This is a genomic window from Meiothermus sp. (assembly GCF_026004115.1).
Taxonomy (GTDB): Bacteria; Deinococcota; Deinococci; order Deinococcales; family Thermaceae; genus Meiothermus.
The window spans coordinates 699,332-723,279 of sequence record NZ_BPIM01000001.1 but is presented as its reverse complement, the minus strand read 5'-3'; the positions used below and the strand labels follow the sequence as shown (position 1 = coordinate 723,279).

Genomic DNA, 23,948 nt, shown 5'->3' with positions numbered 1-23,948 from the left:
ATTTTGGTTTGCAGCCGCGCGGCCCGTGTACGAAACTTTCCCTGCTCCATATGTTTCTGCTGCGCATTCGCTATGTTGCGAAATGCTTCCTGGCTGGGGGAGTGTTGCGTGAAATACTTTCTTCGCGCAAAGCCCGCCTCCGAGGGTTCAGGGCGAGGTGAGGATGGCGCCTCCACTCCCCACCGCCACGAAGGTGCCGCCGCCGTAGGTGGCGCCATAGAGCCACTCGGTCGTCCCTGAGGTCCGCGGCGTCCAGGTAAGAAACTGTTGTAAAAGTTCCCTCCTCCAGCTTATGCGGCCTTTGCCAGCCGCTTCACCAGCAAGCGTATCATGCCTAAATACATCCAGGCTTCCGTTACCTCAGGATGGTACTCGTAATCTTTTCCCAGCCGTCGGTTCCGCCCCATCCAGGCAAAGGTCCGCTCCACCACCCACCGCCTGGGCAACGGCCTAAACCCCTTCACACGCTCTACCTCCGGAAGCGGCTCCCCCTCCCGCACCCAGACCCCCCGCACCCCCGCATATGGACGGGCCACCCCCTCCAGCTCCAGCCCAGGGAGGAAGCCAGCCCCTTGAGGCCCCAGTACCCCCAGTCCACAAAGAGCTTGCGCACCCGGGGCCACATGGAGGGGTCCATCCCCAAAAGCAACGCCTGCCCACCCCACTTGTCATGCTCGTTGGCCGGGTGCACATACACCTTCAGCCATCGGCCCCCCGTAACCGTCAGAATCTGCCGCTTTCTCCCCTTGACCTTCTTCGCCCCGTCGTGTCCCCGGGGCCCCCCTTTTCACTCGTCTTCACCGACTGGCTATCCATCACCAGGGCGCTGGGAGAGGCGTACCGCCCCTCCCGCTTTCGATTTGATGCCGTTTTCCAGGACGTAGCGTATGGCATGGACGATCTCCCTTCTGGGCACCTTAGCGGGTCGGCCGCCGGTTTTAGGGGCAGGGATCAAGGGCTCCAGGATGGCCCACTCCTTATCGCTCAAGTCGCTGGGGTAAAATCTACGTGTAGAAGCCACCCTTCAAGCATAGTAGACTTTTACAACAGTTTCTGAGATGCCCGCATGGGTAGGTAGCGTTTTTTGCGGATGCAGATCGGGTATCATTCCTGGAACCACCCTGTGCCCCCGATTTCGATTGAGCTTATTTGGGTTTGCTGGGTAACTGCCCGGTTGGTCGGTTCCACTCGGCCAGATGCTTGAGCAGAATGGGAATCGCCACGCCGAAGCCAAACCACAGATAGCTAAGGCTACCCCCGATGGCGCTCGAGGTGAGCGGAAAAGTTAGCGCCGCCAGCACCACGCTCCGGTAGGGGTTGCGGGTCATCAGGTAGGCCAGCCCAAAGGCCCCGCTTGCCGTCGCCAAAAGCCAGGGGTTGATGGCAAACAAGGCCCCCAGGGCCGGGGCAATGCCCTTGCCACCGCGCCCCAGCAGCCACACCGAGTAGCAGTGCCCCAGCACGGCCAGGGCACCTGCCAGCAGTCCGCCGCCCGGTTCACGCACTAGAAATTCGCCCAGCGCAACTGCCATAAGGCCCTTGGCCACGTCCAGGCTCATCACCATTAGCCCGGGTACTGCGCCCAGTACCCGCCAGGCGTTGGTGCCCCCCACGTTGCCCGAGCCCTCGGCGAGGAGGTTTTTGTTTTGCAGGACGCCAAACCAGTAAGCAAATGGCAACGAGCCAAACAGATAGCCCGCCAGGGCCGCATACACCCATTCCATACCGCACAGGCTACCAAATGGCTCGGCCCATCGCGCTGGCCAGCTCCGCTTTTAGCGTGCAGGTTGGGCGGGCTGAGCGGGGCTTTGCAGGCTCCGCAAGTCGAGCAGGAAGTTGCCCGTGGTGGGCACCATGATGGTCTGGATATTGGGGGCCAGCTTTTCGGCCACCGTAAGCTGTATGACCTGGGGGCTTTGCCGCAGGGCTTCGCCGCGCAGCCGGATGGCCTGGGCCTCGCCTTCAGCCCGCAAAATGGCGGCATCGCGTTCGCCCTTGGCCTGCACGACCGCCCGCTGGGCGGCAATCTCGGCCTGCTGGCGGCGGTTGACCTCGACCTGTACCTGTTGCTCGGCGGTCTGCTTTTCCTCAATCACTTTCGCGACCGAGGGTGGGATGTCAATCCGGCGCAGGAGTACCGAAATCAGTTCGATGTGCTGGGCGCCCAGGTCTTCGCGCAGTTCCTTGGTTACGGCGGCCTCAAGCTGGGTTCGCTGTGTGCTAATCAGCTCAGCAGCGTTGAACAAGCCCACCGCGTCGCGCACCTTGCTCCGGATTTGGGGGGTGATGAGGGTCTCGAGGTAATTGGGTCCCAGATTGCGGTGGAGTAGCGGCGCTTCGTCCCGCTTAATGCGGTACTGCACCGTTACATCTACCCCGATATCCAGACCCTCTTTACTGCGGGCATTGATGGCATCCTCCCCCGGGGTAGTGGCCCCGGATGGCGCGGGCCCCTTGGCGAGCGTGACTTCTTTCAACCGGGCGTCGTACAGAATCACGCTTTGGATGCCCGGAATCACAATGCGAAAACCTTCCCCCAGTGGTGTGGGCTGTACACCGCCAAACACATTGAATACCACGCCCACATTACCTGCAGGAACCACCACAAAGCTCTGCGAGATGGCTGCTATGGCTAGGCCGACCAGCAAGAGCGGCACCCCCAAAGCCCGCCGGCTTCCAGGTTGAGCCAGCAAGAAGATGCCTAAGACCGCCACAACGATGCCCAAGAGTAAAAACATGTTCACCTCACCCCTTTCAGCTTACGCTACCAGTATCCGGGATAGAGCGCCTCCTGCAAAAGAAGCAGATAAAAGCCGCAAGCCAGAGCTTGCGGCTAGAGACATCAAGCGGTAAATGCCGCTCAGTCGGCTGCGGCCGAACAGGTGCCGGTAGCGCAGCTCGAGGTTTCCTTGGCTGAAGAGGAAGCAGTGGAGGAGGCTTTGGAGTCCTTGACGTACCAACCCGAGCCCTTGAACACCACGGCCGGGGCAAAGATCAGGCGCTTGATGGGAGCGCCGGTCTCGGGGTGGTGGGTGTAGGCGGGGTCGTGGAAGCGCTGTTCGAACTCGTACTGTTCGCCGGTCTCGAGGTTCTGGTAAACGTATCTGGGCATAGCTGACTCCTGTGGGACAATTTTGTCTTGAGGGGTCACCTCCCTCACCCTGGCATTTTGACAAACAACCCTTGTGACTGTCAACGTGGGTTTTTTTATAACCGCCATAACTTTTCTTTAGCACCACCCTCGCGTGGAATACTGGTGGGCATGAACAAGGCCGAACACCGAAGCTGGGCCAAGGAGGTTCGCAAAGGGTTGCCGACAGCGCAGTTATCCGCGCGGGTTGTGCGGCACCTGGCCCGCTTTTTGGCCTCGCATCAGGCCCGGCATATCCTGCTCTACAGCGCATTCGGCACCGAACTCGACGCGGCCGAACTGCAAAAGCTTTACCCCGCTACGTACTACCTGCCCAGGGCCCGCACCTATCAGCTCGAGGTGCACCCCCTGCCCTGCAAGCTGGTCAAACACAAATATGGTTTCTGGGAGCCTGCTGCCGAGACCCCTAAAGTAGATCCCGAGATTCTGGATGCGGTGCTGGTGCCGGGGCTGGCCTTCGACCCCTGGGGCCACCGGCTGGGGTATGGGCAGGGCTTCTACGACCGTTTTCTGGCCCAGCTACCGCCCAGAACCCTGACCGTTGGCCTGGTAGCCGAAGCGCTGGTGGTGCCTGAACTGCCCCACGACCCCTGGGATGTGCCGGTACAGTTTCTGGCCACCGAGCAGGGGGTGCGGGCTGCGTTGGAAGCGCCGTAATGCAGAGCAGTGTTGCAAAATGTCGCAGGCCAGAAGGTTAGATGCGCTTGTGTGCGTAAGATGCCCCGTTCAAGGAACCGCCAGATACCAGGGCGCGGGGTTGGTGGGGATGCCGCGCACGCGGATTTCAAAGTGCAGGTGGGGGCCGTTGGAAAGGCCGGTATTGCCGGAGTAGCCAATCAGGTCGCCGGCCTTTATGGTCTGGCCGGGCCGCACGGCGATGCGCGAAAGATGCCAGAAGCCGCTGCACACCCCCAGTCCGTGGTCGAGGGTGACTGCGCCCCCCCGTACGAAGAGCTTTTCGGCCAGGCCCACCACGCCGGGGGCCGGGGCGTAGACCGGGGTGCCCTCGGGTACGCCATAGTCGAGCCCCTCGTGGTAGGAGTAGGTGCGCCCCTGGTCGTAGCTTCGTCGGGTGCCGAAGGGATCGGTAATGCGGTTGGTCTGGATGGGTTTTCGGAAGGGGCTACGCCACTGCTGGGGGCGGTTGAAGTCACACGAGCCGACCACCTGCAGCCGCTCGGTCCGGAGTTTTTCGGGTACCAGCAGGGCCCGGCGCTCCGGGGGCAGTTGCAGGATGAAGCGTCCAAAGGTTCCGGCCACGACCTGAACCTCGAGCGGAACCTCCTGGCTGCCCACCCGCAGCAGGGCCGGGTAGACCCCAGGGGCTTGCAGGGCCGGAACCGGGAGCAAAACACGGTTTTGCTGAATGGGATAGGTGCTGTTCAGGAAGCGCACCTCGCCCTGTACCGGCTCCGGGGCAATAATCCGGACCACGGCCAGATGGCCCTGAACGGTCTGGCGGGGCCACTCGAGGGCCTCGATGGGAGCCGGGGTCTGGGTCAGCCGGTAGACGCTAACACTGGGCTGCCCGCTGATGCGCAAAACCTGCCCCACCCGAAGCTGGGTGGGGTCGCTGAGGTTGTTGAGCACCTGTAGAGCTTCCACGGTTGTGTCGTACTGCTTGGCAATGCGGTAGAGGGTCTCGCCGGGCCTGACGGTATGGGTGGTCTGGGCCCACGCCAGGGAATACAGGGTAAGGAGGGCAAAAAGCCAGCCACGCATAAGGTCAGTCTAGCGGCTAAGCGGTGGTTTGGGGTCAGGAACAGCCGAGGGTCGAATGCGGAGCCGTTTGGGCTATTTTTGGTTAGGGGCTATCGGCAATCCTCAAAAGCAGTCGTACTCGGGCCAGTGCCGCACGGCCTTGGTGGCGTTCTCCAGGCCCCGCCGCAACTCCGCGATAAAGCTCCAGTCGTTCCAGGGGCGGCTGTTGAAGAGGGCTGCCAGGACCACCCCCTCCGGTAGGCGCAGCAGCAGGGTACGGCTTCCGGCGAAAGCTCCGTCGTGGCTCCACTCGAGCTGCTCGGGGGGCAGGGAGAGTACCGGGGACATTTTGGCCGGTGGGTTGCGGGGGTCGCTGCTGCCCTGGCCGGAGGTTTTGCCGGGTGGCAGGGCCTGGGCCTGGGGCTGGGGAACCCGCACCCCCCAGCCCAGGGCGTAATAGCGTGGGGTCTTTTCGTACGGGGGCAGCTTGGGGCGGCGCAGCATCTCGTGCAGAGCTTCGTGGGAGAGAAGAGGCGGCCCACGCCAGCCTTCCAGGGCCACCACCAGGCGCACCAGGTCGGGGGCCGAGGCCACCAGGCCGCCGTTGGCGGTGTGGGCCTCGAGGTAGAACTCGCCATAGGGCCGGTTGACCAGGCTACCGTCCACCACCGACTTGACCAGCGGAGCACCCGGAAAATCGTAGTAGCGCACCTCGCCTTTGAGGCGGTCTTGCAGACGGGTTTTGCCCGCGCGCACGCTGTAAATGCCCAGCGGTTGCAGCATGGATTGCACATAGGCTTCGTATGACTGGCCGCTGAGCTTCTCGATAACCTGCCCCAGTACGGCATAGCCCAGGTTGGAATAGGCCGAGCGGCTGCCGGGGGCAAACTGGAGGCGTGCGGCTCAGCATGAAGGCGATTAACTCCTGGCTGCTCAGGCGCTCGGGCCGCTGCATGGCCCGGGCGATATCGGTCAGGGTGGGGCGGAACATGGGGTCGCCGGCCCAGCCCCGATGCCAGCCCGCCGGAGTGCTGCAGAGAGGTCGCGCAGGGTGATGTTTTTCAGGCGGGGGTCGGCTATCTGGCCGCCAAAGGGGGGCATCTTAACCAGATCGAAGGCTTTTTCGTGCAAAAAGCTGTTCAGGTCGGGGTAGACCCCCCTGGGAGACCAGGCTCTCACCCAGGTGGAGCACCGCGACGGCCGTGATGGGCTTGCTGAGGCTGGCCAGCCGAAAAAGCGCGTCGGGTTGCACCGGTTCTTTGGTTCGCACATCGGCCAACCCGTAGCCCCGCGAAAGCACCAGCCGCCCATCCTTGGCCACGGCCAGGGCTGCACCGGGAATCTGGTAGCGCTCCAGGAGTCTTTGCATCACCCGGTCATAGGGCTCGAGGCTTGCCGCGCTGTAGCCGGTGATGGGGCGACCGGAGGGGTAGGTCGGCGCAGGGGGTATGCAGAGGGTCTGGGCCAGGCTCCAACCCGCCAGAAGGGTCAGGCCAAAGAGCCATTGGGGAGCGCGTGTCATCTGCTTTCTACCGATTTTGTCAGGTGGTCTCCTGTAGGTTTTCCTCCAGTATGACCAGCCAGTAGGGGAGGGTGCGCTGGATCAGGTCCCAGAGAATCTCGTCCTGGATGCCAAAGTGCAGACGGCCCACCAGGTCGGGCAGGTCCAGGATGCTGCGCCAGTCGAGCTCGGCCAGCGCCTCTCGCTCGCTTTTGCGCAGGGTGGCGGCAATTACGCCGATCTGCTGCAGGTTGTATCGCACGGCGTCCTGGGTGCGCCCATCGGCAGCAAACTCGGCAAACTCCATACCGGCGGTGTAGTCCAGGATGCGCTGGGCGGCTTGTTGCATCTGCCCCAGGTGCACCTGAAAGAGCAGGTGGGGGTTGGGGAGATCGGGGTTGCGCATAAGTACCCTATACCAGTTGCAGCGCATCGGCCTCGATGTGCGGGCGCAGCTCGGCGGGCACCTTTTTGGTGCTGACCAGATCTACCTTGCAGCCCAGCAGGTCTTCTAGCTCGTGTTTAAGGCCGATGTAGTGTTCGAAGGTGGGAAGCTCCAGGCGCACCAGAAAATCCACGTCGCTTCTGGCATTGGCTTCGTCGCGGGCGGTGGAGCCAAACAAATACAGGCTTTTGATCTGATAACGTTCGGTCAGGCCTGGCAGGCGCTCTTCCAGAATGGCCAGCACGCTTCCCCTGCGCATGAGACCATAGTACAGCCTGGCCCTGGCGACCATCGAGGCGGGTATGTCAGTCCAGACCCACTCGAGCCCCGTCGAATTGGGGTTAAATAAGTGCATGAAAATTTACACCAAAACCGGCGACGCGGGCGAGACCGGCCTCTACGGGGCCGACCGGGTGGGCAAGGATCACCCCCGGGTAGAGGCCTACGGCACTGTGGACGAGGCCAACAGCGCCATTGGGCTGGCCCGCGCGGCCCTGCCCGCCGCCCATGCCGATGTCCAGGCCGACCTCGAGTACCTCCAGAACGCCCTTTTCGACCTGGGGGCCGACCTCGCTACCCGCAAGGGTGGCCCTTACGAGCGCAACCTGGCCCGCATGGACGCCGCGGATGTGGAGAAGCTCGAGGCCCTGATTGACCGCTACCAGGAAGAAGCCCCCCGCTTTACCGGTTTCATCCACCCCGGCGGCCACCCGGCCTCAGCGGCTTTGCACCTGGCCCGCACCATCGCCCGCAGGGCCGAGCGCCGGGTGGTCGAGCTGATGCGCACCGAGGAGGTCAACCCACAGGCCCTGCGCTACCTCAACCGGCTCTCCGACCTGCTCTTTACGCTGGCTCGAGTGGTCAATAAGCGCGAAGGCTTCTCTGAAGAGAAGTGGCTGGTCAAAAAGCGCAGATAGACGGTAGCCTTCAGATATGACGCTATGCGCCTCGTAAGCCTGACCTGCTCCAATACCGAGATTATCTGGGCCCTGGGCCGCTTGAACTGGCTGGTGGGGGTGGATAGCAACTCCGATTTTCCCCCCGAAGTGGCCCGCCTGCCCCGGGTCGGGCCCGACTTGCAAATAGACCTGGACAAGGTCGAAGCCCTGCGGCCCGACCTGGTGCTGGCCAGCCTGAGCGTGCCGGGGATGGAGCGGGTGGTGGAGGGTCTTGAAAAGCGAAAAATACCTCACCTGGTGCTTGACCCCCAGACCTTGCAGGACGTGTACGCCGATATCGAGCGGGTGGCCCGGTGGCTGGGGTTGGAGCAGCAGGGCCGCTTTGTGGCGCGGGCCATGCAGCAGCAGATGGCCCAGGCCCGTGGCACCCTGCCGCACTGGGTGCGGCCCCCCAGGGTGATGGTGGAGTGGTGGCCCCGGCCCATGATTGCTGCCGGACGGGATAGCTGGGTCACGCAGATGCTGGCAGTGCTGGGTGCAGAAAACGCCTTTGCCCACCTGCCGGTGCGCTCCAAGCCCCTCACCCCCGCCGAGGTGGAGGAAGCCCAGCCCGACCTGATTACGGTCTCGTGGTGCGGCGCCAAAAAACTGCGCCTGGAGGTGGTGCTGGGTCGGAAGCTGGACATTCCCGCTCTCAAGAATCGGCAGGTCTATGCCCTCGAGGAAGCCTACCTGGGCCGGCCGGGGCCGCGCCTGGCCGAGGGCGTGAAAAGGCTGGCCGAACTCTTACGAAACGTGCCGGTCTGGCAGCACGGAGCAAGGCCATGACCCCCCTGAAAGTGGTTACCTTCTGGGTGCGGCCCAGGGGCGAAGCCCCTTTGCCCGAGGCCCGGGCTTTGCTCGAGGGCCTTTTGGCGACCTTTTACGAGGCCTTTCCCGAATACGGGGGGATGCTGGTGTTTAGCCAGTCTATGCGCCCCCCCGGGTATGTGTTCGTCTATGTGCGCCAGGGTTGCTCAGGTCTATTCCCCAGCGCTGGCCGGTTTTTGCAGGGGCTTTTACAGCAGGCCTTTCCTCAGGGGGAGGTGCGGGCGTATGGGCGGCTCTGGCAAGAGGTGAATTAACGCCTGAACAAAGCGACCGTTCCGGCTTGTCGCAGTGTCCCGCTGCCCGCAGCCAGGCGCCCGTCTCTGCTCCAGGCCACGGCGTAGAGGGGGCGGACGAAGCCGGGGATGGTCTCCAGTAGCTGGCCCTGCACACTCCAAAGCCGCAAGGTTTTATCCCAGCCTACGCTCGCGAGCCGCTTGCCATCGGGCGAGAAGGCCAGGGCCTGGACGGCTTCGGTGTGGCCTTGCAGGGTTCGTAGCAGGGCACCCGAGCGGGCATTCCAGAGCTTCAGGGTTTGGTCTTGGCTGGCGGTGGCCAGGGTGCGTCCGTCGGGGCTCAGGGCCAGGCCATACAGGCCCCTGGGGTGGGCCATAATCCGGCGCTCGAGCCGTGCCCCTTCGGGACTAAGCGCCCACCAGGCCAGGCTCTCGTCGCTGCTGCTGCTATAAAGCGTTCGGCCATCCCGGCTCCAGGCCAGGCCCGTGAGGTGCGACTCATGGGCGCGAAACTCGAGCACCTTCTTTCCCGCTTGCCAGTCCCAAACAAAGAGCAGCCGGTCGCGGCCCCCGCTGGCCAGGGCCCGCCCGTTGGGGGCAAAAGCCAGGGCCCCCACCCCGTTCCCGTGGGCCCCCAAGGTCTGCACCAGCCGCCCGCTGCCCACCTGGTAAATGCGGGTCTGGCCGTCGCGGCTGCCCGCCGCCAGATACTGTCCGTCCGGTGTAAAGGTCAGCGCGGTAATCTCTAGCTCGGCCCCGGTGAGCCTTCGCACGGGCTGGCCCCTTTGGTTCCACAGCCAGACCTCGCCCTCCCAGCCTCCGCTGGCCAGGAGGTTGCCATCCGGGCTGAAGGTCAGCACAGCTACCGAGGCCGCGGGGGGCTCCTGGGTCTGGAGCAGTGTCCCTTGCAGGTTCCATAGCCGGGCTCGCCCATCGTCGTGCCCGCTCAAGAGCTGGTTCCCGGACACCGCCAGGCTCAGCGCCGAGGCGGTCTGAAGGCTTCGTAGGGGCTGCTCGCCCCGCCAGAAGATAATCTGCCCGTCCTGACCGCCGCTAATGAGCTGCCCGTTGCCACTCCAGACCAGGGCGCTAACCGCAAGGCGGTGGGCCCTAAACTGCCGAACAAAGCTACCCCTGGCGTCCCAGAGCTGAATTCGCCCATCGCGGTCCGCGGTAGCCAGGCGGCCATCCGGCCCCCAGGCCAGGGCCCGCACCGAGAGTCGCCCCAGGAGAGGAAGGCGGCTGCCATCGCGGGGATTCCACAAAAGCGCCCCGTCCAGCCCGCCTGCTGCCAGCAGCGTGCCATCGGGCGAGAACCCTACCCCATAGATCCAGTTGCGCCCCAGGCTCAGTTGCTGCGCCTGTCCTTGCCTGGTCCACAGCCACAGTTCCCCGTCGGCGCTGCCGCTCACAATGCGCCCGCCGTCCGGGCTGAAGCGGGCCGACCAGACCTGATCGCGGTGCCCTTGCAGCACCCCCCTGGCCGCTCCGCTGAGTGGATCCCAGAGCCGCAGGGTGGTGTCGGCAGCACCGCTCAACAGGGTTCCATCCGGGGCCACATCTAATGTATGCACGGTGTCGGCATGCCCGCTCAAGGTGCGCACCAAACGCCCATCGGGCCGGTAAAGCTGAACATAGGCGTCGGCCCCCACCGCCAGAATGCCACCCGGGCCTATAGCCACAGCGCCCACCGGGGCCCGATGCCCGGCCAGGAGCTGCACGGGCTGCTGGGCCAGCGCACAGGTCAGGCCCACCACCATCCAAGCAAGCCATTTCCACACCCCTATAGCTTATTCACAGGCCTGTTAGAACAGGGTGTACGAAGGAGGGTGGCCTCGAGTCCTCCGAAGGACGGAGGGTTGGTCGGGAACGTCTTCGGGGGTAATCGCCACTTGCGCTTGTCAACCCGTGAAAGGTATTTTAGTTGACGTGCCCCCACTGCTAGCCTATCTCACCGACCAGCACCAGAGCGGTGAAAGCCTGGCCCGGCGGCTTGGTGTCAGCCGTGCAGCGGTGTGGAAGCAAATGGCCGTGCTCCGGCAGGCTGGATACCCCGTCGAGACCCGGCGAGGCCTGGGGTATCGGTTGGCCCCCGGCACCCCCACCCCAGCCGCCCTGGAAGCCCGGCGAAGGGGTAGCTTCGGGGCCTTTTACGCCTACCTGGGGACGGTCAGCAGTACCCAGGATGTGCTCAAAAACTGGGCCCTGGACGGGGCCGAGGAAGGCTCGGTGGTGCTGGCGGAACGCCAGGAGAAAGGCCGAGGGCGGCGGGGGCGGGCCTGGGCCAGCGAACCTGGCCACAGCCTGACCTTCTCGGTGCTGCTGCGCCCCCGGCTACCCCTTTCCAGCCTGCCGCTTTTGCCCCTGGCGGCGGGTCTGGCCCTGTGCGAGGCTTGCGGGGTGGGCGGGCTCAAATGGCCCAACGACCTCCTGGCCCCCGATGGGCGCAAGCTGGCGGGGGTGCTGTTGGAAGCCCAGGTGAGCGGGGAAGAGGCGGCCTATGTGCTTTTGGGCATTGGCCTCAATGTGCACCGTGCGGCAGGGTTTCCACCCGAGGCTGCGGCCCTCGAGGAGTTTGGGGCAGTCTCCAGGGTTTTGGTGCTGGCCCGTTTGCTGGAGCGGTTAGAGTTCTGCTACGCCCGGCTCGAGGCCGACGCTCAAGGGCTTTTACGCGACTACCGGGCCAAGAGCCACACCCTGGGACACCAGATCAGGGTTCAGACCCCACAGGGCGAAATCCGGGGTCTTGCTACCGACATCGCCCCGGATGGCTCGCTGCTGGTGGAACGCTCAGGTCAGACGCACCGCATCGGTGCAGGCGATGTACAGTTGGTGGGGGTTTTGTAAAGGAGCTTGAGATGAATCCGACCCAGAGTTTGCCATACCTACCGCTTTCCAAGTCCCTTTTCCCGGCCCGCAGCCTCACCCGCGACGTGCTGCTGGTGCTGGGGGGCAGCCTGATCATGGCTCTGGCCGCCCAGGTAGCCATTCCAACCCAGCCCGTACCCATCACGCTGCAGACCCTGGGGGTGCTGTTGGTGGGTGCGGCCCTGGGCAGCCGTTTGGGTTTTTGGGCGATGCTGACCTATCTGGCACAGGGCCTGGTGCTCCCGGTTTTTGCAGGTGGAACCACCTGGTTCGATCCCGGCAAACTGTTCACGGCGGGCTACCTGATCTCCTACCCCTTGGCGGCTTTTGTGGTCGGTTGGCTGGTCGAGCGCTACGGCACCGACCGCAGCCCGCTCAAGACCTTTTCCGCGATGCTGCTGGGCAGCCTGATTATCTACGCCATCGGCGTGACCTGGCTGGGTTTTGCCCTGGGCAGCGCGGGGCGTTTTTCGGGCCTTTCGGCGCTGCTCTACGCCGGGATGACCAAGTTTCTGTTGGGCGACCTGGTCAAGGCCGCCATCGCCGCAACCCTGCTGCCTATGGCCTGGCGCTTGGTTCGTCGCTAGGATCTGGATTTTCGTCCTCCCTCCCGATGGGAGGGAGGTTTTCTTTTGGGAGACCCCTGGCTGCCCAGCGAATCACCCAGGGCATCAGGAGCCAGTAAGCCACCCCCGCCAACAGCCCCAGTGGCAACCCTGCCAGCAAGGACGGCCAGAAGCCACTATGCTGAATTTGCCAAACGATTCCAAAAATCCAGGCGATGGCCGCTACCATGGCCACTTCCTGCCAGTGTACCTTCACGGCTGGGCCTCTAACAGGTCTGCCAAGTAAACCAGCGCCATTCTGTAAGACATGGGGCCAAAGCCTGAAACCAAGCCTTTGGCCCCAGCTGCCGTCACCGAGCGGCTACGGTACTCCTCGCGGGCATGGATGTTGGAAAGGTGTACCTCGACCACCGGCAGTCGCTGCCCCCGGATGGCATCGAGCAGGGCCAGGGAGTAATGGGTGAGGGCCCCAGGGTTCAGAACGATGGCCTTGAAGCTCTCGTCCGCGGCTTGCTGAATCCACTCCACCAATTGCCCCTCGAAGTTGGACTGGCGGCAGGCCACCCCCAGGCCCAGCTCGGCGCCCCAGGCCTCGCACAGCTCTTCTAGCTCCTCGAGGGTCGTATGGCCGTATATCTCGGGTTCACGCCTGCCCAGCAGGTTCAGGTTGGGGCCGTTGAGAATCAGGATCATTTGTTTCTATGCTAAGGGGGCCGGATTGCAATGGGCAATTGCGGGACAAACGTATACCCCGAGCTTGACTGTTGCAGGTCGAAGCCAGAACCGTGATCAGAAAATGGGAGCGCAAGGTCTGGCCGTTATACTTGTTGTATGCGCGAGCGAATTTTGGGCCGCATTCACCGCGCCCTCGAGCACCGTCCCAAGACCCTGCTACCTGAGCCGCTGCCAGCGGGCAGCCTGCCTCCTGCAGAACCCCTGACCCTCTTTACTGAGCGCCTGAGCGGGAATGGGGGCGAGATGGTACGGCTGGAGAACCTGGAGGCCGCAGCGGAATGGCTGGGCCACTTTGCTCAGACCTTTGCCGGGGTAGCAGTAGGCCAGACCGTCCCTCCAGTGCTTCATCCTAAACTCCCAGTTTTGCCCCCCGAGGAGGCTCCGCTGGGCATTTCCTGGGCGCTGGGGGCAGTGGCCGAGACCGGTACGGTCGTCCTGAGCAGCCAGGAAGGCCGCCGCAACCAGCTTTTGCCCCCCGTCCACCTGGTCTTTGTGCCCGAAGCCCGCATTTACCCCACCCTTGTTGAAGCCCTGAATGCCCTGAAGCCCTCGCTGCCATCGGCTATTGGGCTGCACTCCGGCCCCAGTAAGTCCGCCGACATTGGCCAGATAATGGTGAAGGGGGTACACGGGCCGGGGCGGCTGGTGGTGGCTGTAATATCTGGCAGATGAAAACCAACATGGAGGCGATAGCCTCCACAAGCCACAGGCTAATACAGCGCTCCTGGGCGCTAGACCCTTGACCTGCATTGAGCTTGCGACCTGCGATATGTGACCTGGAACCTGCGACCTGCTCAATCCCAATCTGATTTACACAATCTTGGGCCATACCGCACTACACTTGAGCAATGACCAAGGCCCGAACCCTCGGCGAACTCAAGCGCACCTACCCCCTGGAAAAGCTCCGCCGCAGCGTCAAGGACGAGGCGCGGGAAAACCTGATTGGAAAGCTTCGGGCAGGGGAGAGGCTGTTCCCTGGTATCCAGAGCTACGACGACTCGGTAATTCCCAGCCTGGTCAACGCCATTCTGGCGCGGCACAACTTCATTTTGCTGGGCCTGCGCGGTCAGGCCAAAAGCCGCATTTTGCGCCAGCTTACCGAACTCCTGGACGACGAAGTGCCGGCCCTGCCCACCGAGATCCGCGATAACCCCCTGTTCCCGCTCTCGGCCGAGGCCAAGCGCCTGCTGGAAGAAGCCGGCGACGAGGCGCCCATCGTCTGGATTCCCCGCTCCGAGCGCTACGTGGAAAAGCTGGCCACCCCCGACACCACCGTGGCCGACATCCTGGGCGATATCGACCCCATCAAGGCCGCCAAGCGGGGCACTGGTCTGGGCGACCTCGAGGCCGTCCATTACGGCCTGTTGCCCAGAGCCAACCGGGGCATCTTCGGCATCAACGAGGTGGCCGACCTGGCCCCCAAGGTGCAGGTGGCCCTCTTCAACATCCTGCAAGAAGGTGACGTGCAGATCCGGGGCTACCCGGTGCGCCTCGAGCTAGATGTCTGGATTGCCTTCACTGCCAACCCCCAGGACTACACCGCCCGGGGCAAGATTGTCACCCCCCTCAAAGACCGCATCGGCTCGGAAATTCGCACCCACTACCCCCGCACCCTCGAGGAGGGCCTCTCCATCACCCGCCAAGAAGCCTGGATTGCCCGTGAAGAGGGCATGTACGTACCGCCCTATGTGGCCGAGGCCTCGGAGGCGGTGGCCTTTGTGGCCCGGGAAGACAAACGCGTAGACAAGACCTCGGGGGTTTCGCAGCGCCTCTCGATTAGCCTGCTGGAACTCGTAGCCTCCAACGCCGAACGCCGGGCGTTGCTCCTGGGCGAGCATCCGGTGGCCCGTCCCCTCGACCTCTATGCGGCCCTGCCGGCCATCACCGGCAAGATCGAGCTGGAATACGAAGGCGAACTCCAGGGGGCCGAGCGGGTAGCGCGCGACCTCTTGCTTAAGGCGTTTGGCCTGGCCTATGGCGAACGGGCCCGGGGCCTGCAGGTAGACGAAATCGTGCAGTACTTTGCCGACGGCAACCTCCTGACCCTGCCCGAGGGCAGCTCTAAAGCAGTGCTGAAGGAAATGGAAAAAGTGCCGGGCCTGCTGGCTGCTGCAAAAAAATTGGAACCCCAGAACACCCCTGAAGCCCTGGTGGCCGCCGGGGAGTTTATCCTGGAGGGCCTGGCAGGTCGCCGCAAGATTGCCCGGGGAGAGGAGAGCTACAGCGCCCCTATCGAGCGTGAGCGCGAGCGGTGGGGGAGTGGAAATTGACGTACCTGGGACATAGCCAGTAGCTCATAGCAGAGCCAAAAAGCCATCAGCGAGGAAATATGCCTGTCCGATACTCCAAATACGAGCCCGGCTTCGACGACCTCAGCGGCGCCGACCTAATGGACATGATTCAGGACTTCCTGATGGACTCGGGCTTTTCCGACCCCTACAACCGCTACCAGCCCGACCCCAACCGAGGCCCCACCGCCGAAGACCTGATGGACGCTCTGCTGCAAGCCCTGCTGGAGCAAGACCGCGTTCCCGAGGAGTGGCTGCAAGAGGCCCGCAATGCCCAGAACTTTCAGGAAACCCGACTAGGTCGGGAGTTGCAGCGCCTGATGCAGCGCCTGCAAGACGAAGGCTTTATCCGACTTCCCGGCAACGACCCCACGGAGTCAGGACAGGGCTTTCAGGGCGAGGCCCAGGACACCCGCCTCGAGCTCACCAACAAATCGGTAGACTTTCTGGGCCTCAAAAGCCTGCGTACCCTGCTGGGTTCGCTGGGCAAAAATGCCCCCGGCGCCCACGTTACAAGGCACTATGCCTCGGGGGTAGAGTCGAGCGGCGAGACCAAGCCCTACGAGTTTGGTGACCAGCCCAACATCAACATCGGCGAGACCCTCAAAAAGGTGATCATGAAGGGGCTGGAAAACATCGAAGAGCGCGACCTGACCATCGAGCTGGCCGAGTACACCGCTGCCATGAACACGGTGGTGCTGCTGGACTGTTCCCACTCCATGATTTTGTATGGTGAAGACCGCTTCACCCCTGCCAAGCGCGTGGCCTTGGGCCTGGCCCACCTGATTCGCACCCAGTACCCGGGCGACCAGGTGCGCTTTGGTGTGTTCCACGACAGCGCCGAGGAGGTACCGCTGGGCCGGCTGCCCACCGTGCAGGTCGGGCCTTACCACACCAATACCGCAGAAGGGCTTAAGCTGGCCCGCAAGATGCTCAAAAAAATGAGCGGCGAGATGAAACAGATCATCATGATTACCGACGGCAAGCCCTCCGCGCTCACCCTGCCCTCGGGCCAGATTTACAAGAACGCCTGGGGTCTCGACCCGGTCATTCTGGCCGAGACCCTTAAGGAGGCCACCCTGGCCCGCAAGGAAGGTATTCCCATCCACACCTTCATGCTGGCCCGCGAGCCCGAGTTGCTGGCTTTTGTTAAAAAGCTGACGCAAATTACCAAAGGCAAGGCCTACATGACCACGCCGGGGAACATTGGGCGATATGTGCTGATGGACTTTTTGAACCGCAAGGTAAGCCGGAACTGAAATCTCGAGGCTGTCATATCGCGCCTTTCACAGACATAGCCGCCCATCCAGGCGACCGCTGGTTTGTACAGGACAAAGCTTTCTTAAAGTCGGATGGCTCAAAATAGGTGAAGAGCGCACTTGACTCATCCTTCCTTTGCTGTTTCTGGCTACACTACCCTTTGTGAAATCGGCCCGAACCTGGGGAATTGCTGCTTATTTAGCTCTCCTTATTGAACGCATCTCGCAGGCCGTACAGTTTCGGCCCCGGCCCGCCTTCAACCCGGCACAAATCCGCCGCTTCGAGGGCGCAACGCGGGAGTTGCGCCTCGATATGCCCTATTACCCTGCGCAGAGCGCCAAGGGCTATGTGCTGATTCCCAAAGATGGCTACTTTCAACAGGCCGAGGAAGTTCTGGAGCAGCTTTAGGTGTAGCCGGGCGCTTGGGACAAAAGCCCGGTTTTTGCGTGTTGTGCAACGTAACCTTAAGCGGTGCACCGCTGTGCGCTGGAAACCTTGCAGTCTGGCACCAACCGCGGCAAAACCGCGCTTACTTCACTCTCGAGCCTGGCCGGGCTCGACGCCGCTACCCAGCCCGCTTACTTCTACGATTCGGTTGCCCAGCATATTTACCTGAAACTGTTTAGCAACACCAACACCTCGCTGCTGGTACAGCGTTAGCTGCAACGTGCACTGAACCCTACCGACGCCAGGTTCCATCCGCTACCCTGAGGCCATGCACCGGGTGTGGGCGGCAAGGCGGGCCTGGCGGATGCGGCTCTTGTTGGCTGTAGGGCTGGCTGTTTTGTTGCTTCCGCTGGCCTGGTTGGTGCATCCGGCCTGGGTTTTGTTTTCGCTGGTAGGATTGCTCTATCCCACGCGCTGGGAAGAGCCAAGAGCCCTAGCCGAACTCGACCGGCGTTATGGCCTGGCCTACCGCAGTGTGCTCGAGGCGCCCGTCAACCACCCCTGGCGGGGCCAACTCCAAACCGAAGCGGAAGCCAGCTTGCGCGAGGCGCGACCCCCGGCTTTGCCCTGGGTTTTTGCGGCCCTCTACCTGGCCCTGGTGGGTGTGGTGTGGGTCTTGCCCCCATTACAACTGCCCTTTGGACCGTCGCCGGCAGGGGCTCCTACCCCTTCCAGCCCGGCCTCCCCCAGTTCGCCCCCCACGACCAGCCCGGCCCAACCCAATACCAGCCCACAAACCGGACAACCCCAGTCGCCCGAAGGTTCGTCGCAAAGCCAGCAGCAAGGCCCGGAAGCAGCCAGGCCTGCGGAAAGGCCTGAAAGCTCAGGCAGCCAGGAGGCGCAGGATCGCACGGGCGCGGCCTCGAGCCAGGAAGACACCCAAGATGCAGCCCGCCCCAGCGGGAGCCCTCAAAGCCGTGAACAGCCTGCATCCAGCCCAAACGGTCAGGGCTCCACACAACCGCAAAACACACCCACGGGGCAGCCCCAATCCGACCCGACCGGGCAACCGCAGACCGGCCAGCCTGGTCAAAATCCACCCGCATCCCAACCTGGACAAGCGCAGCCATCGCAACCTGGACAAGCACAGCCCTCTCAACCTGGACAAGCACAGCCGTCTCAAACAGGCCGTTCGCCCTCCGAACAAGCCCCGCAGGGACAAGCTGCACCTGGTGTTCAGGGAAGCGAGCCCAACCCGTCCGGGCAGCCCTCCCCGCAACCTGGGCAGGCGCAGCCATCTCAACCTGGGCAGGCGCAGCCATCTCAACCTGGGCAGGCGCAGCCTCAGCAACCTGGGCAGGCGCAGCCGCAACCCGGGCAGGGCCAGGCTTCCCGCGATAATCCAGCGCCGAACGCCCAGGGCCAGGGCCGGCCCGGGGGCAGTGAACAGGGCGGTACTGGGGCCCAGGGTCAGCAGATTCGGCCCCCCCTGAGCCCTCCAGCCAACCCGCAGCGTCCGGCGGGCGAAGCGCCCCTCAGCCGGGGTGAAAACCGGCAGGGAAGACCCCAGCCCCTGCCCAGCCCCTGGCAGTCGGGCCAGCCCCCGCAAAACGTGCAGCGCCAGGCCGAAAACTACCTCGAGTCCGAACCTTTGCCCCCCGAGGTGCGCGACATTGTGCGTCGCTATTTCGAGCTACCCCAGCGATAAAAACCCACTCCGCCAGGAGTGGGCTGTTTTGTTGATGAGAAACGCTAAAACTTGAGTGTGCCCTGTCCACCGCCCCAGGTGATGGTCATGGCGCAGCCCGCCAGGTCGGGGGTGCTCACGGTGGTGATCTGGGCTGCGAGCACAGCGGTGTTCGTTCCACCGTTTTGGATGATGGGTAGAATTTGGCCGACGTTGAGGTTGAGGGTACCACCCGTTAGATTGCCCACCGTAATTTGACTGCCGCTGTTGGTAAGGGTGAATTGTACGTTGCTTGCAGAAGCAGTGCTGCTGCGGGCAGTAGCTCCGCTACCATCTGAGACGGTCAGGGTAGCGTTCAGGGTGACGTTGATGGGCGAGGGAATGGTCGCAGGGCAGCCCGCACCAAAGCTCACGCTCTGGATGGCCAGGTTATAAGTGAAGCCGCTTGGGTTGGCGGGAAGGTTGAGGTTGGTGAGGTCTTCGAAGGTAGCGGTTACATTGGCCGAACCGGTAGCGGACGCCGAAACCAGGTTAAAGGTGATGCTCTTACCTCCTAGCTGGAAGGGGTTATCGATGGGGGGGCTGCTGATCAGCCCGCAACCCGCAAAAGCTAGGGCCAGCACGCTGCCGAGTAGCGCTAAACGTTTCATAGGATTCCTCCTGACCGCTTATAGCGATGCAATTATATACCCAAGCATTGGAGGAACGTAGCTACATTTGACCTGCAAAGGGCTTGCCAGCGTTACATCAGACCGTTTTGAAGCTCTCGAAGGGTTCTTTGCAGTTGTTGCACACATAAATAGCCTTGCACAGGGTGGGGCCAAAGGTGTTCTTGACCGAAGTGTTGAAGGAGCCGCAGCGCGGGCAGCGTGTAGGGGCAGCCTCGAGCGCAATCAACGAACCCTGCTCCTGCGCCGGCTTGGGAGGCGCAATCCCGTACTGCCGCAGCCGCTCCTTGGCCTCGGGGGTGATCCAGTCGGTGCTCCAGGGCGGCGAGAGCACGGTTTTCACCTCGACCTCCGCAAAGCCCAGCGAGCGGGCGGTTTGCTCCAACTGCTCCCGGATCAGGTGCAAAGCCGGGCAGCCCGAGAAGGTGGGGGTCATGCTGATAATGGCCTTGGGGCCCTCAATATGCACCTCCCGCACAATGCCCATCTCGACTATATTGATGACCGGAATCTCGGGGTCGGGAATCCGGGCCAGGGCCTCCCAGACTTGCTTGGTGCTGGGCAGGGTGGTCATAATCACCAGACCTTGGCTTCGGTGTCCCAGCGGGCAGTGGACTGCATCTCGGCCAGGATGCTCCACAGGTGCTCGGTGTGGTAGGTGCGGGAGGTGGGCTGGTAGCCGGGGTTGATGGGCAGCTCGAGGCCGGCGTTTTGCAGGTGGCGGGTACTGTGCTCGAGCCACCGCTCCTTAAGGGGCAAAAGGTCGGGTACGATGCCCTCGGCTACCAGCAGCTCTTCGCTGGGGATGGGCACAAAAAGCTGTTGGGCGTAGCCCCACTGCATGTCCAGGGCCTGCTGCAAGCGGCGGTTGGATTCGTCGGTGCCCTGGCCCAGCCGCTCCACCCAGGCCTGGGTGTGCTGGAGGTGGAAGCGCTCCTCGCGCATGATTTTTTGTACCGCTTCGGCCAGGGGCTTGTACGTGCTGTGCTGGGCGGCCTCGAGCCAGAGAGCTTCGTACAGGTCGTACAGGTACTGCCTGAGCATGGTGAAGGCCCAGTCGCCCTTGGGCAGCTCGACCAGCTCACAACAGCGGTACCCGTAGGCATCGCGGAAAAAAGCCAGCTGGTCGGGGTCGGAGCCATCGAGCTGCTGACGCAGGCCGTACCACAGGGTGGCGTGGCCCAGTTCGTCCTGCACGATGTTGGCCAGGGCAATGTCCTCCTCTAGAATCGGCCCGTGGCCGGTCCACTCGCTGCCCCGGTGGGCCAGAATCACCTCGTCGTCGGCCAGGGCGGTCAGTTTGGCAATCAGGGCCTCACGAACCTCACTTCTCATCTTCCACCCCCCGCCCCACTTTGTGTTTGCTGATGTGGGAGCCTACCGTGGCGTAGTACTGCTGCTGCTTATAGGTTTTGTCCTTGGCTGGGGCGAACCAGCTCTGGATGGTTTCTGGGCTGGGGTCGCTTTTGTACACCCTGTCGGTGGGCACAATCCACCAGGCCAGGGCCAGGGCATCGGTAAAGGTTGCCTGGGCCTTCTTTAGGGCTTCCTCGGGGGTGGCCGCCTGCACTTCGCCCACGTAATCCACAAAGGTCATGGAGCGCTTGTGGCTGGTCTTGCGAAAAACCAGATACTGGCCGACCTGGGCCTGGTAGCTTTCCCCCTTCGTCATTTGGCCTTCGGCAACTTCTTCCTGGGTCCAGGAGTAAATGTCTTCTGCCCGCACCACCCACATACTGACCGCCTGAGGCCGCCGGGCAAAGATGTTGCGGGCGGTCAGGAGGGCGTGTTCGGGGTCGGCGGCGTGCACCGAACCCACCGCCTGGTGCGGCTTATTGGGGCTGTCTTGCTTGAAGACTTCCCAGCGGGGCCACTGTGTATCCATGCTGTCCTCCGCAGCGCCTTGTCGATAGCCCACTAAACGGCAACAGCGGATCTTTGCCGTTTGGCCGCGTAGGCCTCGAGGGCTTCGCGCACCCAGGCCCCCTCGGCGTGGGCGCGGCGCCGGGCTTCCAGGCGTTCTTTGTTCATGGGGCCGTTGCCATTTACCACCTGCCAGAACTCGTCCCAGTTGATGGGGCCGTGCAGCCAGTTACCGGTTTTCTCGTCGTAGCGCAGGTCGGGGTCGGGGAGGGTGAGGCCCGCCTCCAGGATTTCGGGGGCGTGTTCGTTGATGAACTCCTGCCGCACCTGGTCGTTGGTTTTGGTCTTGATGCCCCAGCGCACCAGCACTTCCGTGTTGGGGCTGTCCTGGTCGTGGGGCCCCATCATCATCAGGGCCGGCCACCACCAGCGGTTGATGGCGTCCTGGGCCATCTGGCGCTGCTTGGGGGTGCCTTTGGCATACAAGAGCACCATCTCCTTGCCCTGCTTGTGGTGGAAGGTCTCCTCGGCGCAGATGCGCACCATGGCCCGGCTGTAGGGGCCATAGGAGCAGGCCGCCAGCATGGTCTGGTTCTTGATGGCCGCCCCATCCACCAGCCAGCCGATGGTGCCGATGTCGGCCCAGGTCAGGGTGGGGTAGTTGAAGATGGAGGAGTACTTAGCTTTACCTGCGAGCAAGGCTTCCAGCATGGCCTCGCGGCTCACACCCAGGGTCTCGGCGGCGTGGTAGAGGTACTGGCCGTGACCGGCCTCGTCCTGCACCTTGGCCACCAGGATCATCTTGCGTTTGAGGGTGGGGGCGCGGGTAATCCAGGCCCCTTCGGGGAGCATGCCCACCACCTCGGAGTGGGCGTGCTGCGAGATCATGCGAATAAGCTGGCGGCGGTACTCCTCGGGCATCCAGTCACCAGGCTCGATTTTCTCGCCACGCTTGATGCGGGCCTCGAACTCGGCCAGGCGCTCGTTGTAATCAGGGTCGCTGGGCACTCCGTACTTTACTGGCATCTCTCCTCCCGTTTACCAAACTAACGCTTGTTAGTTTTTGCTAGTTTAGCTCGAGGTAATCAAAATTTCAAAGTGGCCCGAACCAGGATTGCTATACTTTGGCCATGGTGAAGCACCGTTTCACCGTCGAGGATTACCACAAAGCCTATGCTGCCGGAGCCTTGGGGCAGGGCCGCGTAGAACTAATTAACGGTGAGGTTTACATCATGTCCCCAATGGGCAACAAGCACCGTCGCTACATCGGAGCCCTGAACTACGAGATCGTTACTAAGCTGAAGGATAAGACCTACATGTTCTGCCAGGTTCCAATCCAGCTCGACGACAAGTCGGAGCCCGAGCCGGACTTTGTCCTTACAGTGCCGCCTGGGTCGCGCTACGACGACCGCCCACCCGGCCCTGCCGATATCCTTTTGATCATCGAGGTGAGTGACGCAACGCTGGTTTTTGACCGCACCATGAAGCTTCCCCTGTATATTCGCGCTGGCATCCCGGAAATCTGGATTGTGAACCTGCTGGAAGAAAAGCTAGAAGTCTACCGCGCCCCGGACTACCAGCCCGTCTACTTCGAGAAAGGCACGGCGGTGGCGCCGCTGGCGTTTGGGGAGGACAGGCTCGAGTGGTGGGTCTAATGCAAGCCCATGACCGCATATATCTTGTTCGGGCCTGGTTTTGTGTACAGGCAAGGTAGCTAAAGCGTCCTTTGCCTGTGGGGCCTCGAGCCCCCGGTGCTTCTCGAAGCTGGTTTGGGTCACTGGATAAATCAGGCCTTAAGCTGAGGCAGGGGCAGTGTACATTATACCGGATTCAAAAAGATAATCATCCAAACCAAAGAACCCCCAGAGGCTATCTTTTTGAATCCTAGAGCACTCCCTTCGGTCGGGTTAGTTCGCCGCCATCCGGCGCCGAACTAACCGAATCTGGTATTAGTCATACCAATAAAATCTCCCTACGCTTTGGCATCGTAGGGAGATCCGGAGGAGGCGTGGCGAAGCTTGAGTGGGTGGCACGCTAGCGCGCCTTCTAGGGTGCCCTCAAGTTCGCCGGAGCGTGCAGGTTCCATCCTTGAGCGTTTTGTCCTTAAGGCTGGCGTCGTAGTTGGCCGAGCCCGTCCAGCCGCCCTGGCCCGGCTTCAGGTCGCAGTAGAGCACTTCCAACCGGCTGGCCTGGTTACGGTTAACGGCTGCATCCAGCATGACCACCACGCTCAGGGTTTGGCGGTCGGGGTAATAGTTAAAGTTGGCCCCACGGGCCGCCGCCGTGATGGGACGGGCCGTCACGAAGAACCAGTCGCGCCCCAGGGTGGTGCGGCGCTCGAGGTTGGTTCCAACCGTCAGGGTGAAGCTATTGCCCCTGGCAATCTGGAGGCCCCGCACCTCCAGCACGTAGGTTTCGCCCGGCTTGATGGGCACACTGCTTTCGGAGGGGCTGCTGGCCCTGGGGGCGCAGGCCGCGAAGATCAATACACTTCCCGATACCAACAGGCCCAAGGATGACCACTTCATGTCCGCTAGCCTAGCACCGGCGCTTCTGAGGCCAGGACAAGAAGGCGTTAATGGCCCGAGAGCCGAAACTCATATGCCTCTTATCCGATCTCCCGCGGAAGTAACGAAATATCGCAGATTTTTCAGTGCTGAACGCGCTTTTTCTATTTGACTGCCTGCTGATCCCCCAGGGTTTGGTGGGCTTCAATCCAGGAGCGAATACCAGATTCGGTTAGTTCGTCACCGAATGGTGACGAACTAACCCGACCGAAGGGAGTGCTCTAGGATTCAAAAAGACAGCCTCTGGTGTTTTTGGTTT

The 23,948-nt window shown here is 62.7% G+C and carries 29 protein-coding genes and 2 pseudogenes; 13 read left to right on the top strand and 18 right to left on the bottom strand.

Translation table 11 applies throughout. The annotated features are described in order from the left end of the window. Positions 1-290: 290 nt before the first annotated feature. The 4 genes and pseudogenes from Q0X23_RS03325 to Q0X23_RS03310 form a co-directional block, all read right to left on the bottom strand. Positions 291-1,021: pseudogene (locus tag Q0X23_RS03325) on the bottom strand (transposase). A 124-nt stretch (positions 1,022-1,145) separates the two neighbouring features. After that, a complete protein-coding gene (locus Q0X23_RS03320; RefSeq protein ID WP_297858977.1) occupies positions 1,146-1,724 on the bottom strand; it encodes a glycerol-3-phosphate acyltransferase in 579 nt (192 codons plus the stop codon). Between the two features lie 51 nt (positions 1,725-1,775). After that, positions 1,776-2,738, bottom strand: a complete 963-nt coding sequence (locus tag Q0X23_RS03315; protein ID WP_297858976.1) for a prohibitin family protein — start codon at positions 2,736-2,738, stop codon at positions 1,776-1,778. Between the two features lie 122 nt (positions 2,739-2,860). Continuing rightward, complete coding sequence (locus tag Q0X23_RS03310) at positions 2,861-3,112, bottom strand: FmdB family transcriptional regulator (protein WP_297858975.1); 252 nt, start codon at positions 3,110-3,112, stop codon at positions 2,861-2,863. Positions 3,113-3,262: 150 nt separating this feature from the next. Here Q0X23_RS03310 and Q0X23_RS03305 point away from each other — a divergent pair, with 150 nt between their 5' ends. Then, a complete protein-coding gene (locus Q0X23_RS03305; protein WP_297858974.1) occupies positions 3,263-3,808 on the top strand; it encodes a 5-formyltetrahydrofolate cyclo-ligase in 546 nt (181 codons plus the stop codon). Positions 3,809-3,877: 69 nt separating this feature from the next. On the opposite strand, the gene Q0X23_RS03300 is transcribed toward Q0X23_RS03305, so the two are convergent. From Q0X23_RS03300 to Q0X23_RS03280, 5 genes and pseudogenes are all read right to left on the bottom strand, one after another. Beyond that, positions 3,878-4,873 (bottom strand): M23 family metallopeptidase, encoded by a 996-nt coding sequence (locus tag Q0X23_RS03300; RefSeq protein ID WP_297858973.1) that lies wholly within the window; start codon positions 4,871-4,873, stop codon positions 3,878-3,880. Between the two features lie 102 nt (positions 4,874-4,975). Continuing rightward, positions 4,976-5,740 (bottom strand): annotated as a pseudogene (locus Q0X23_RS03295) (serine hydrolase domain-containing protein); the annotation flags it as partial. Positions 5,741-5,954: 214 nt separating this feature from the next. Next, positions 5,955-6,374, bottom strand: coding sequence for a serine hydrolase (locus Q0X23_RS03290; protein WP_297858972.1), 420 nt, complete (start codon positions 6,372-6,374; stop codon positions 5,955-5,957). Between the two features lie 19 nt (positions 6,375-6,393). Then, positions 6,394-6,759: a DUF86 domain-containing protein gene (locus Q0X23_RS03285; RefSeq protein ID WP_297858971.1), complete on the bottom strand. Its 366-nt coding sequence runs from the start codon at positions 6,757-6,759 to the stop codon at positions 6,394-6,396. Positions 6,760-6,766: 7 nt separating this feature from the next. Then, positions 6,767-7,057, bottom strand: coding sequence for a nucleotidyltransferase family protein (locus tag Q0X23_RS03280; RefSeq protein WP_297858970.1), 291 nt, complete (start codon positions 7,055-7,057; stop codon positions 6,767-6,769). Positions 7,058-7,151: 94 nt separating this feature from the next. Here Q0X23_RS03280 and Q0X23_RS03275 point away from each other — a divergent pair, with 94 nt between their 5' ends. Genes Q0X23_RS03275 through Q0X23_RS03265 form a run of 3 tightly spaced genes read left to right on the top strand, consistent with a single transcriptional unit; the run spans position 7,152 to position 8,821 of the window. After that, positions 7,152-7,715 carry a cob(I)yrinic acid a,c-diamide adenosyltransferase gene (locus tag Q0X23_RS03275; RefSeq protein WP_297858969.1) on the top strand — a complete coding sequence of 188 codons (564 nt, stop codon included), beginning with the start codon at positions 7,152-7,154 and terminating at the stop codon, positions 7,713-7,715. Positions 7,716-7,739: 24 nt separating this feature from the next. Next, complete coding sequence (locus Q0X23_RS03270; protein ID WP_297858968.1) at positions 7,740-8,525, top strand: cobalamin-binding protein; 786 nt, start codon at positions 7,740-7,742, stop codon at positions 8,523-8,525. Further along, on the top strand, positions 8,522-8,821 hold the full coding sequence (locus Q0X23_RS03265; RefSeq protein ID WP_297858967.1) for a hypothetical protein: 300 nt from the start codon (positions 8,522-8,524) through the stop codon (positions 8,819-8,821). Before Q0X23_RS03270 ends, Q0X23_RS03265 begins: the two co-directional genes overlap by 4 nt. On the opposite strand, the gene Q0X23_RS03260 is transcribed toward Q0X23_RS03265, so the two are convergent. Continuing rightward, positions 8,818-10,581, bottom strand: coding sequence for a WD40 repeat domain-containing protein (locus Q0X23_RS03260; RefSeq protein WP_297858966.1), 1,764 nt, complete (start codon positions 10,579-10,581; stop codon positions 8,818-8,820). The genes Q0X23_RS03265 and Q0X23_RS03260 overlap by 4 nt on opposite strands. 148 nt (positions 10,582-10,729) lie before the next feature. Here Q0X23_RS03260 and Q0X23_RS03255 point away from each other — a divergent pair, with 148 nt between their 5' ends. Together Q0X23_RS03255 and Q0X23_RS03250 are read left to right on the top strand one after the other, a co-directional pair. Continuing rightward, positions 10,730-11,647 carry a biotin--[acetyl-CoA-carboxylase] ligase gene (locus Q0X23_RS03255; RefSeq protein ID WP_297858965.1) on the top strand — a complete coding sequence of 306 codons (918 nt, stop codon included), beginning with the start codon at positions 10,730-10,732 and terminating at the stop codon, positions 11,645-11,647. Positions 11,648-11,658: 11 nt separating this feature from the next. Further along, complete coding sequence (locus Q0X23_RS03250) at positions 11,659-12,255, top strand: biotin transporter BioY (RefSeq protein ID WP_297858964.1); 597 nt, start codon at positions 11,659-11,661, stop codon at positions 12,253-12,255. On the opposite strand, the gene Q0X23_RS03245 is transcribed toward Q0X23_RS03250, so the two are convergent. Together Q0X23_RS03245 and aroQ are read right to left on the bottom strand one after the other, a co-directional pair. Next, entirely contained in the window at positions 12,227-12,490 is a 264-nt protein-coding gene (locus tag Q0X23_RS03245) for a hypothetical protein (protein ID WP_297858963.1), read from the bottom strand. The genes Q0X23_RS03250 and Q0X23_RS03245 overlap by 29 nt on opposite strands. Beyond that, complete coding sequence (aroQ, locus tag Q0X23_RS03240; RefSeq protein ID WP_297858962.1) at positions 12,487-12,927, bottom strand: type II 3-dehydroquinate dehydratase; 441 nt, start codon at positions 12,925-12,927, stop codon at positions 12,487-12,489. Before aroQ ends, Q0X23_RS03245 begins: the two co-directional genes overlap by 4 nt. A gap of 138 nt (positions 12,928-13,065) precedes the next feature. Between aroQ and Q0X23_RS03235 the strand changes: the two genes are divergently transcribed. The 6 genes from Q0X23_RS03235 (at position 13,066) to Q0X23_RS03210 (ending at position 18,612) form a co-directional block, all read left to right on the top strand. Then, positions 13,066-13,641 (top strand): lactate utilization protein, encoded by a 576-nt coding sequence (locus Q0X23_RS03235; RefSeq protein WP_297858961.1) that lies wholly within the window; start codon positions 13,066-13,068, stop codon positions 13,639-13,641. 176 nt (positions 13,642-13,817) lie between these two features. Next, complete coding sequence (locus Q0X23_RS03230) at positions 13,818-15,239, top strand: sigma 54-interacting transcriptional regulator (protein WP_297858960.1); 1,422 nt, start codon at positions 13,818-13,820, stop codon at positions 15,237-15,239. 59 nt (positions 15,240-15,298) lie between these two features. Next, positions 15,299-16,516, top strand: coding sequence for a VWA domain-containing protein (locus Q0X23_RS03225; protein WP_297858959.1), 1,218 nt, complete (start codon positions 15,299-15,301; stop codon positions 16,514-16,516). 163 nt (positions 16,517-16,679) lie between these two features. Continuing rightward, a complete protein-coding gene (locus Q0X23_RS03220) occupies positions 16,680-16,925 on the top strand; it encodes a hypothetical protein (RefSeq protein WP_297858958.1) in 246 nt (81 codons plus the stop codon). Positions 16,926-16,988: 63 nt separating this feature from the next. Further along, positions 16,989-17,177, top strand: a complete 189-nt coding sequence (locus Q0X23_RS03215) for a hypothetical protein (RefSeq protein ID WP_297858957.1) — start codon at positions 16,989-16,991, stop codon at positions 17,175-17,177. Between the two features lie 55 nt (positions 17,178-17,232). Next, positions 17,233-18,612, top strand: coding sequence for a hypothetical protein (locus tag Q0X23_RS03210; protein WP_297858956.1), 1,380 nt, complete (start codon positions 17,233-17,235; stop codon positions 18,610-18,612). 44 nt (positions 18,613-18,656) lie between these two features. Here the strand turns inward: Q0X23_RS03210 and Q0X23_RS03205 are convergent, their stop codons facing one another. The 5 genes from Q0X23_RS03205 to paaA form a co-directional block, all read right to left on the bottom strand. Continuing rightward, positions 18,657-19,241 (bottom strand): hypothetical protein, encoded by a 585-nt coding sequence (locus Q0X23_RS03205; RefSeq protein WP_297858955.1) that lies wholly within the window; start codon positions 19,239-19,241, stop codon positions 18,657-18,659. Between the two features lie 97 nt (positions 19,242-19,338). Next, positions 19,339-19,833 (bottom strand): 1,2-phenylacetyl-CoA epoxidase subunit PaaD, encoded by a 495-nt coding sequence (gene paaD / locus Q0X23_RS03200; protein WP_297858954.1) that lies wholly within the window; start codon positions 19,831-19,833, stop codon positions 19,339-19,341. 2 nt (positions 19,834-19,835) lie between these two features. Continuing rightward, entirely contained in the window at positions 19,836-20,594 is a 759-nt protein-coding gene (gene paaC / locus Q0X23_RS03195) for a 1,2-phenylacetyl-CoA epoxidase subunit PaaC (RefSeq protein WP_297858953.1), read from the bottom strand. Continuing rightward, on the bottom strand, positions 20,584-21,144 hold the full coding sequence (locus tag Q0X23_RS03190) for a phenylacetic acid degradation protein (RefSeq protein ID WP_297858952.1): 561 nt from the start codon (positions 21,142-21,144) through the stop codon (positions 20,584-20,586). The genes paaC and Q0X23_RS03190 overlap by 11 nt, the downstream gene beginning before the upstream one ends. 32 nt (positions 21,145-21,176) lie before the next feature. Beyond that, positions 21,177-22,148 (bottom strand): 1,2-phenylacetyl-CoA epoxidase subunit PaaA, encoded by a 972-nt coding sequence (gene paaA, locus Q0X23_RS03185; RefSeq protein ID WP_297858951.1) that lies wholly within the window; start codon positions 22,146-22,148, stop codon positions 21,177-21,179. 104 nt (positions 22,149-22,252) lie between these two features. Between paaA and Q0X23_RS03180 the strand changes: the two genes are divergently transcribed. After that, positions 22,253-22,777 (top strand): Uma2 family endonuclease, encoded by a 525-nt coding sequence (locus tag Q0X23_RS03180; RefSeq protein WP_297858950.1) that lies wholly within the window; start codon positions 22,253-22,255, stop codon positions 22,775-22,777. A gap of 402 nt (positions 22,778-23,179) precedes the next feature. Here Q0X23_RS03180 and Q0X23_RS03175 read toward each other — a convergent pair whose 3' ends face one another. After that, positions 23,180-23,650: a hypothetical protein gene (locus Q0X23_RS03175; RefSeq protein WP_297858949.1), complete on the bottom strand. Its 471-nt coding sequence runs from the start codon at positions 23,648-23,650 to the stop codon at positions 23,180-23,182. Positions 23,651-23,948: the final 298 nt, after the last annotated feature.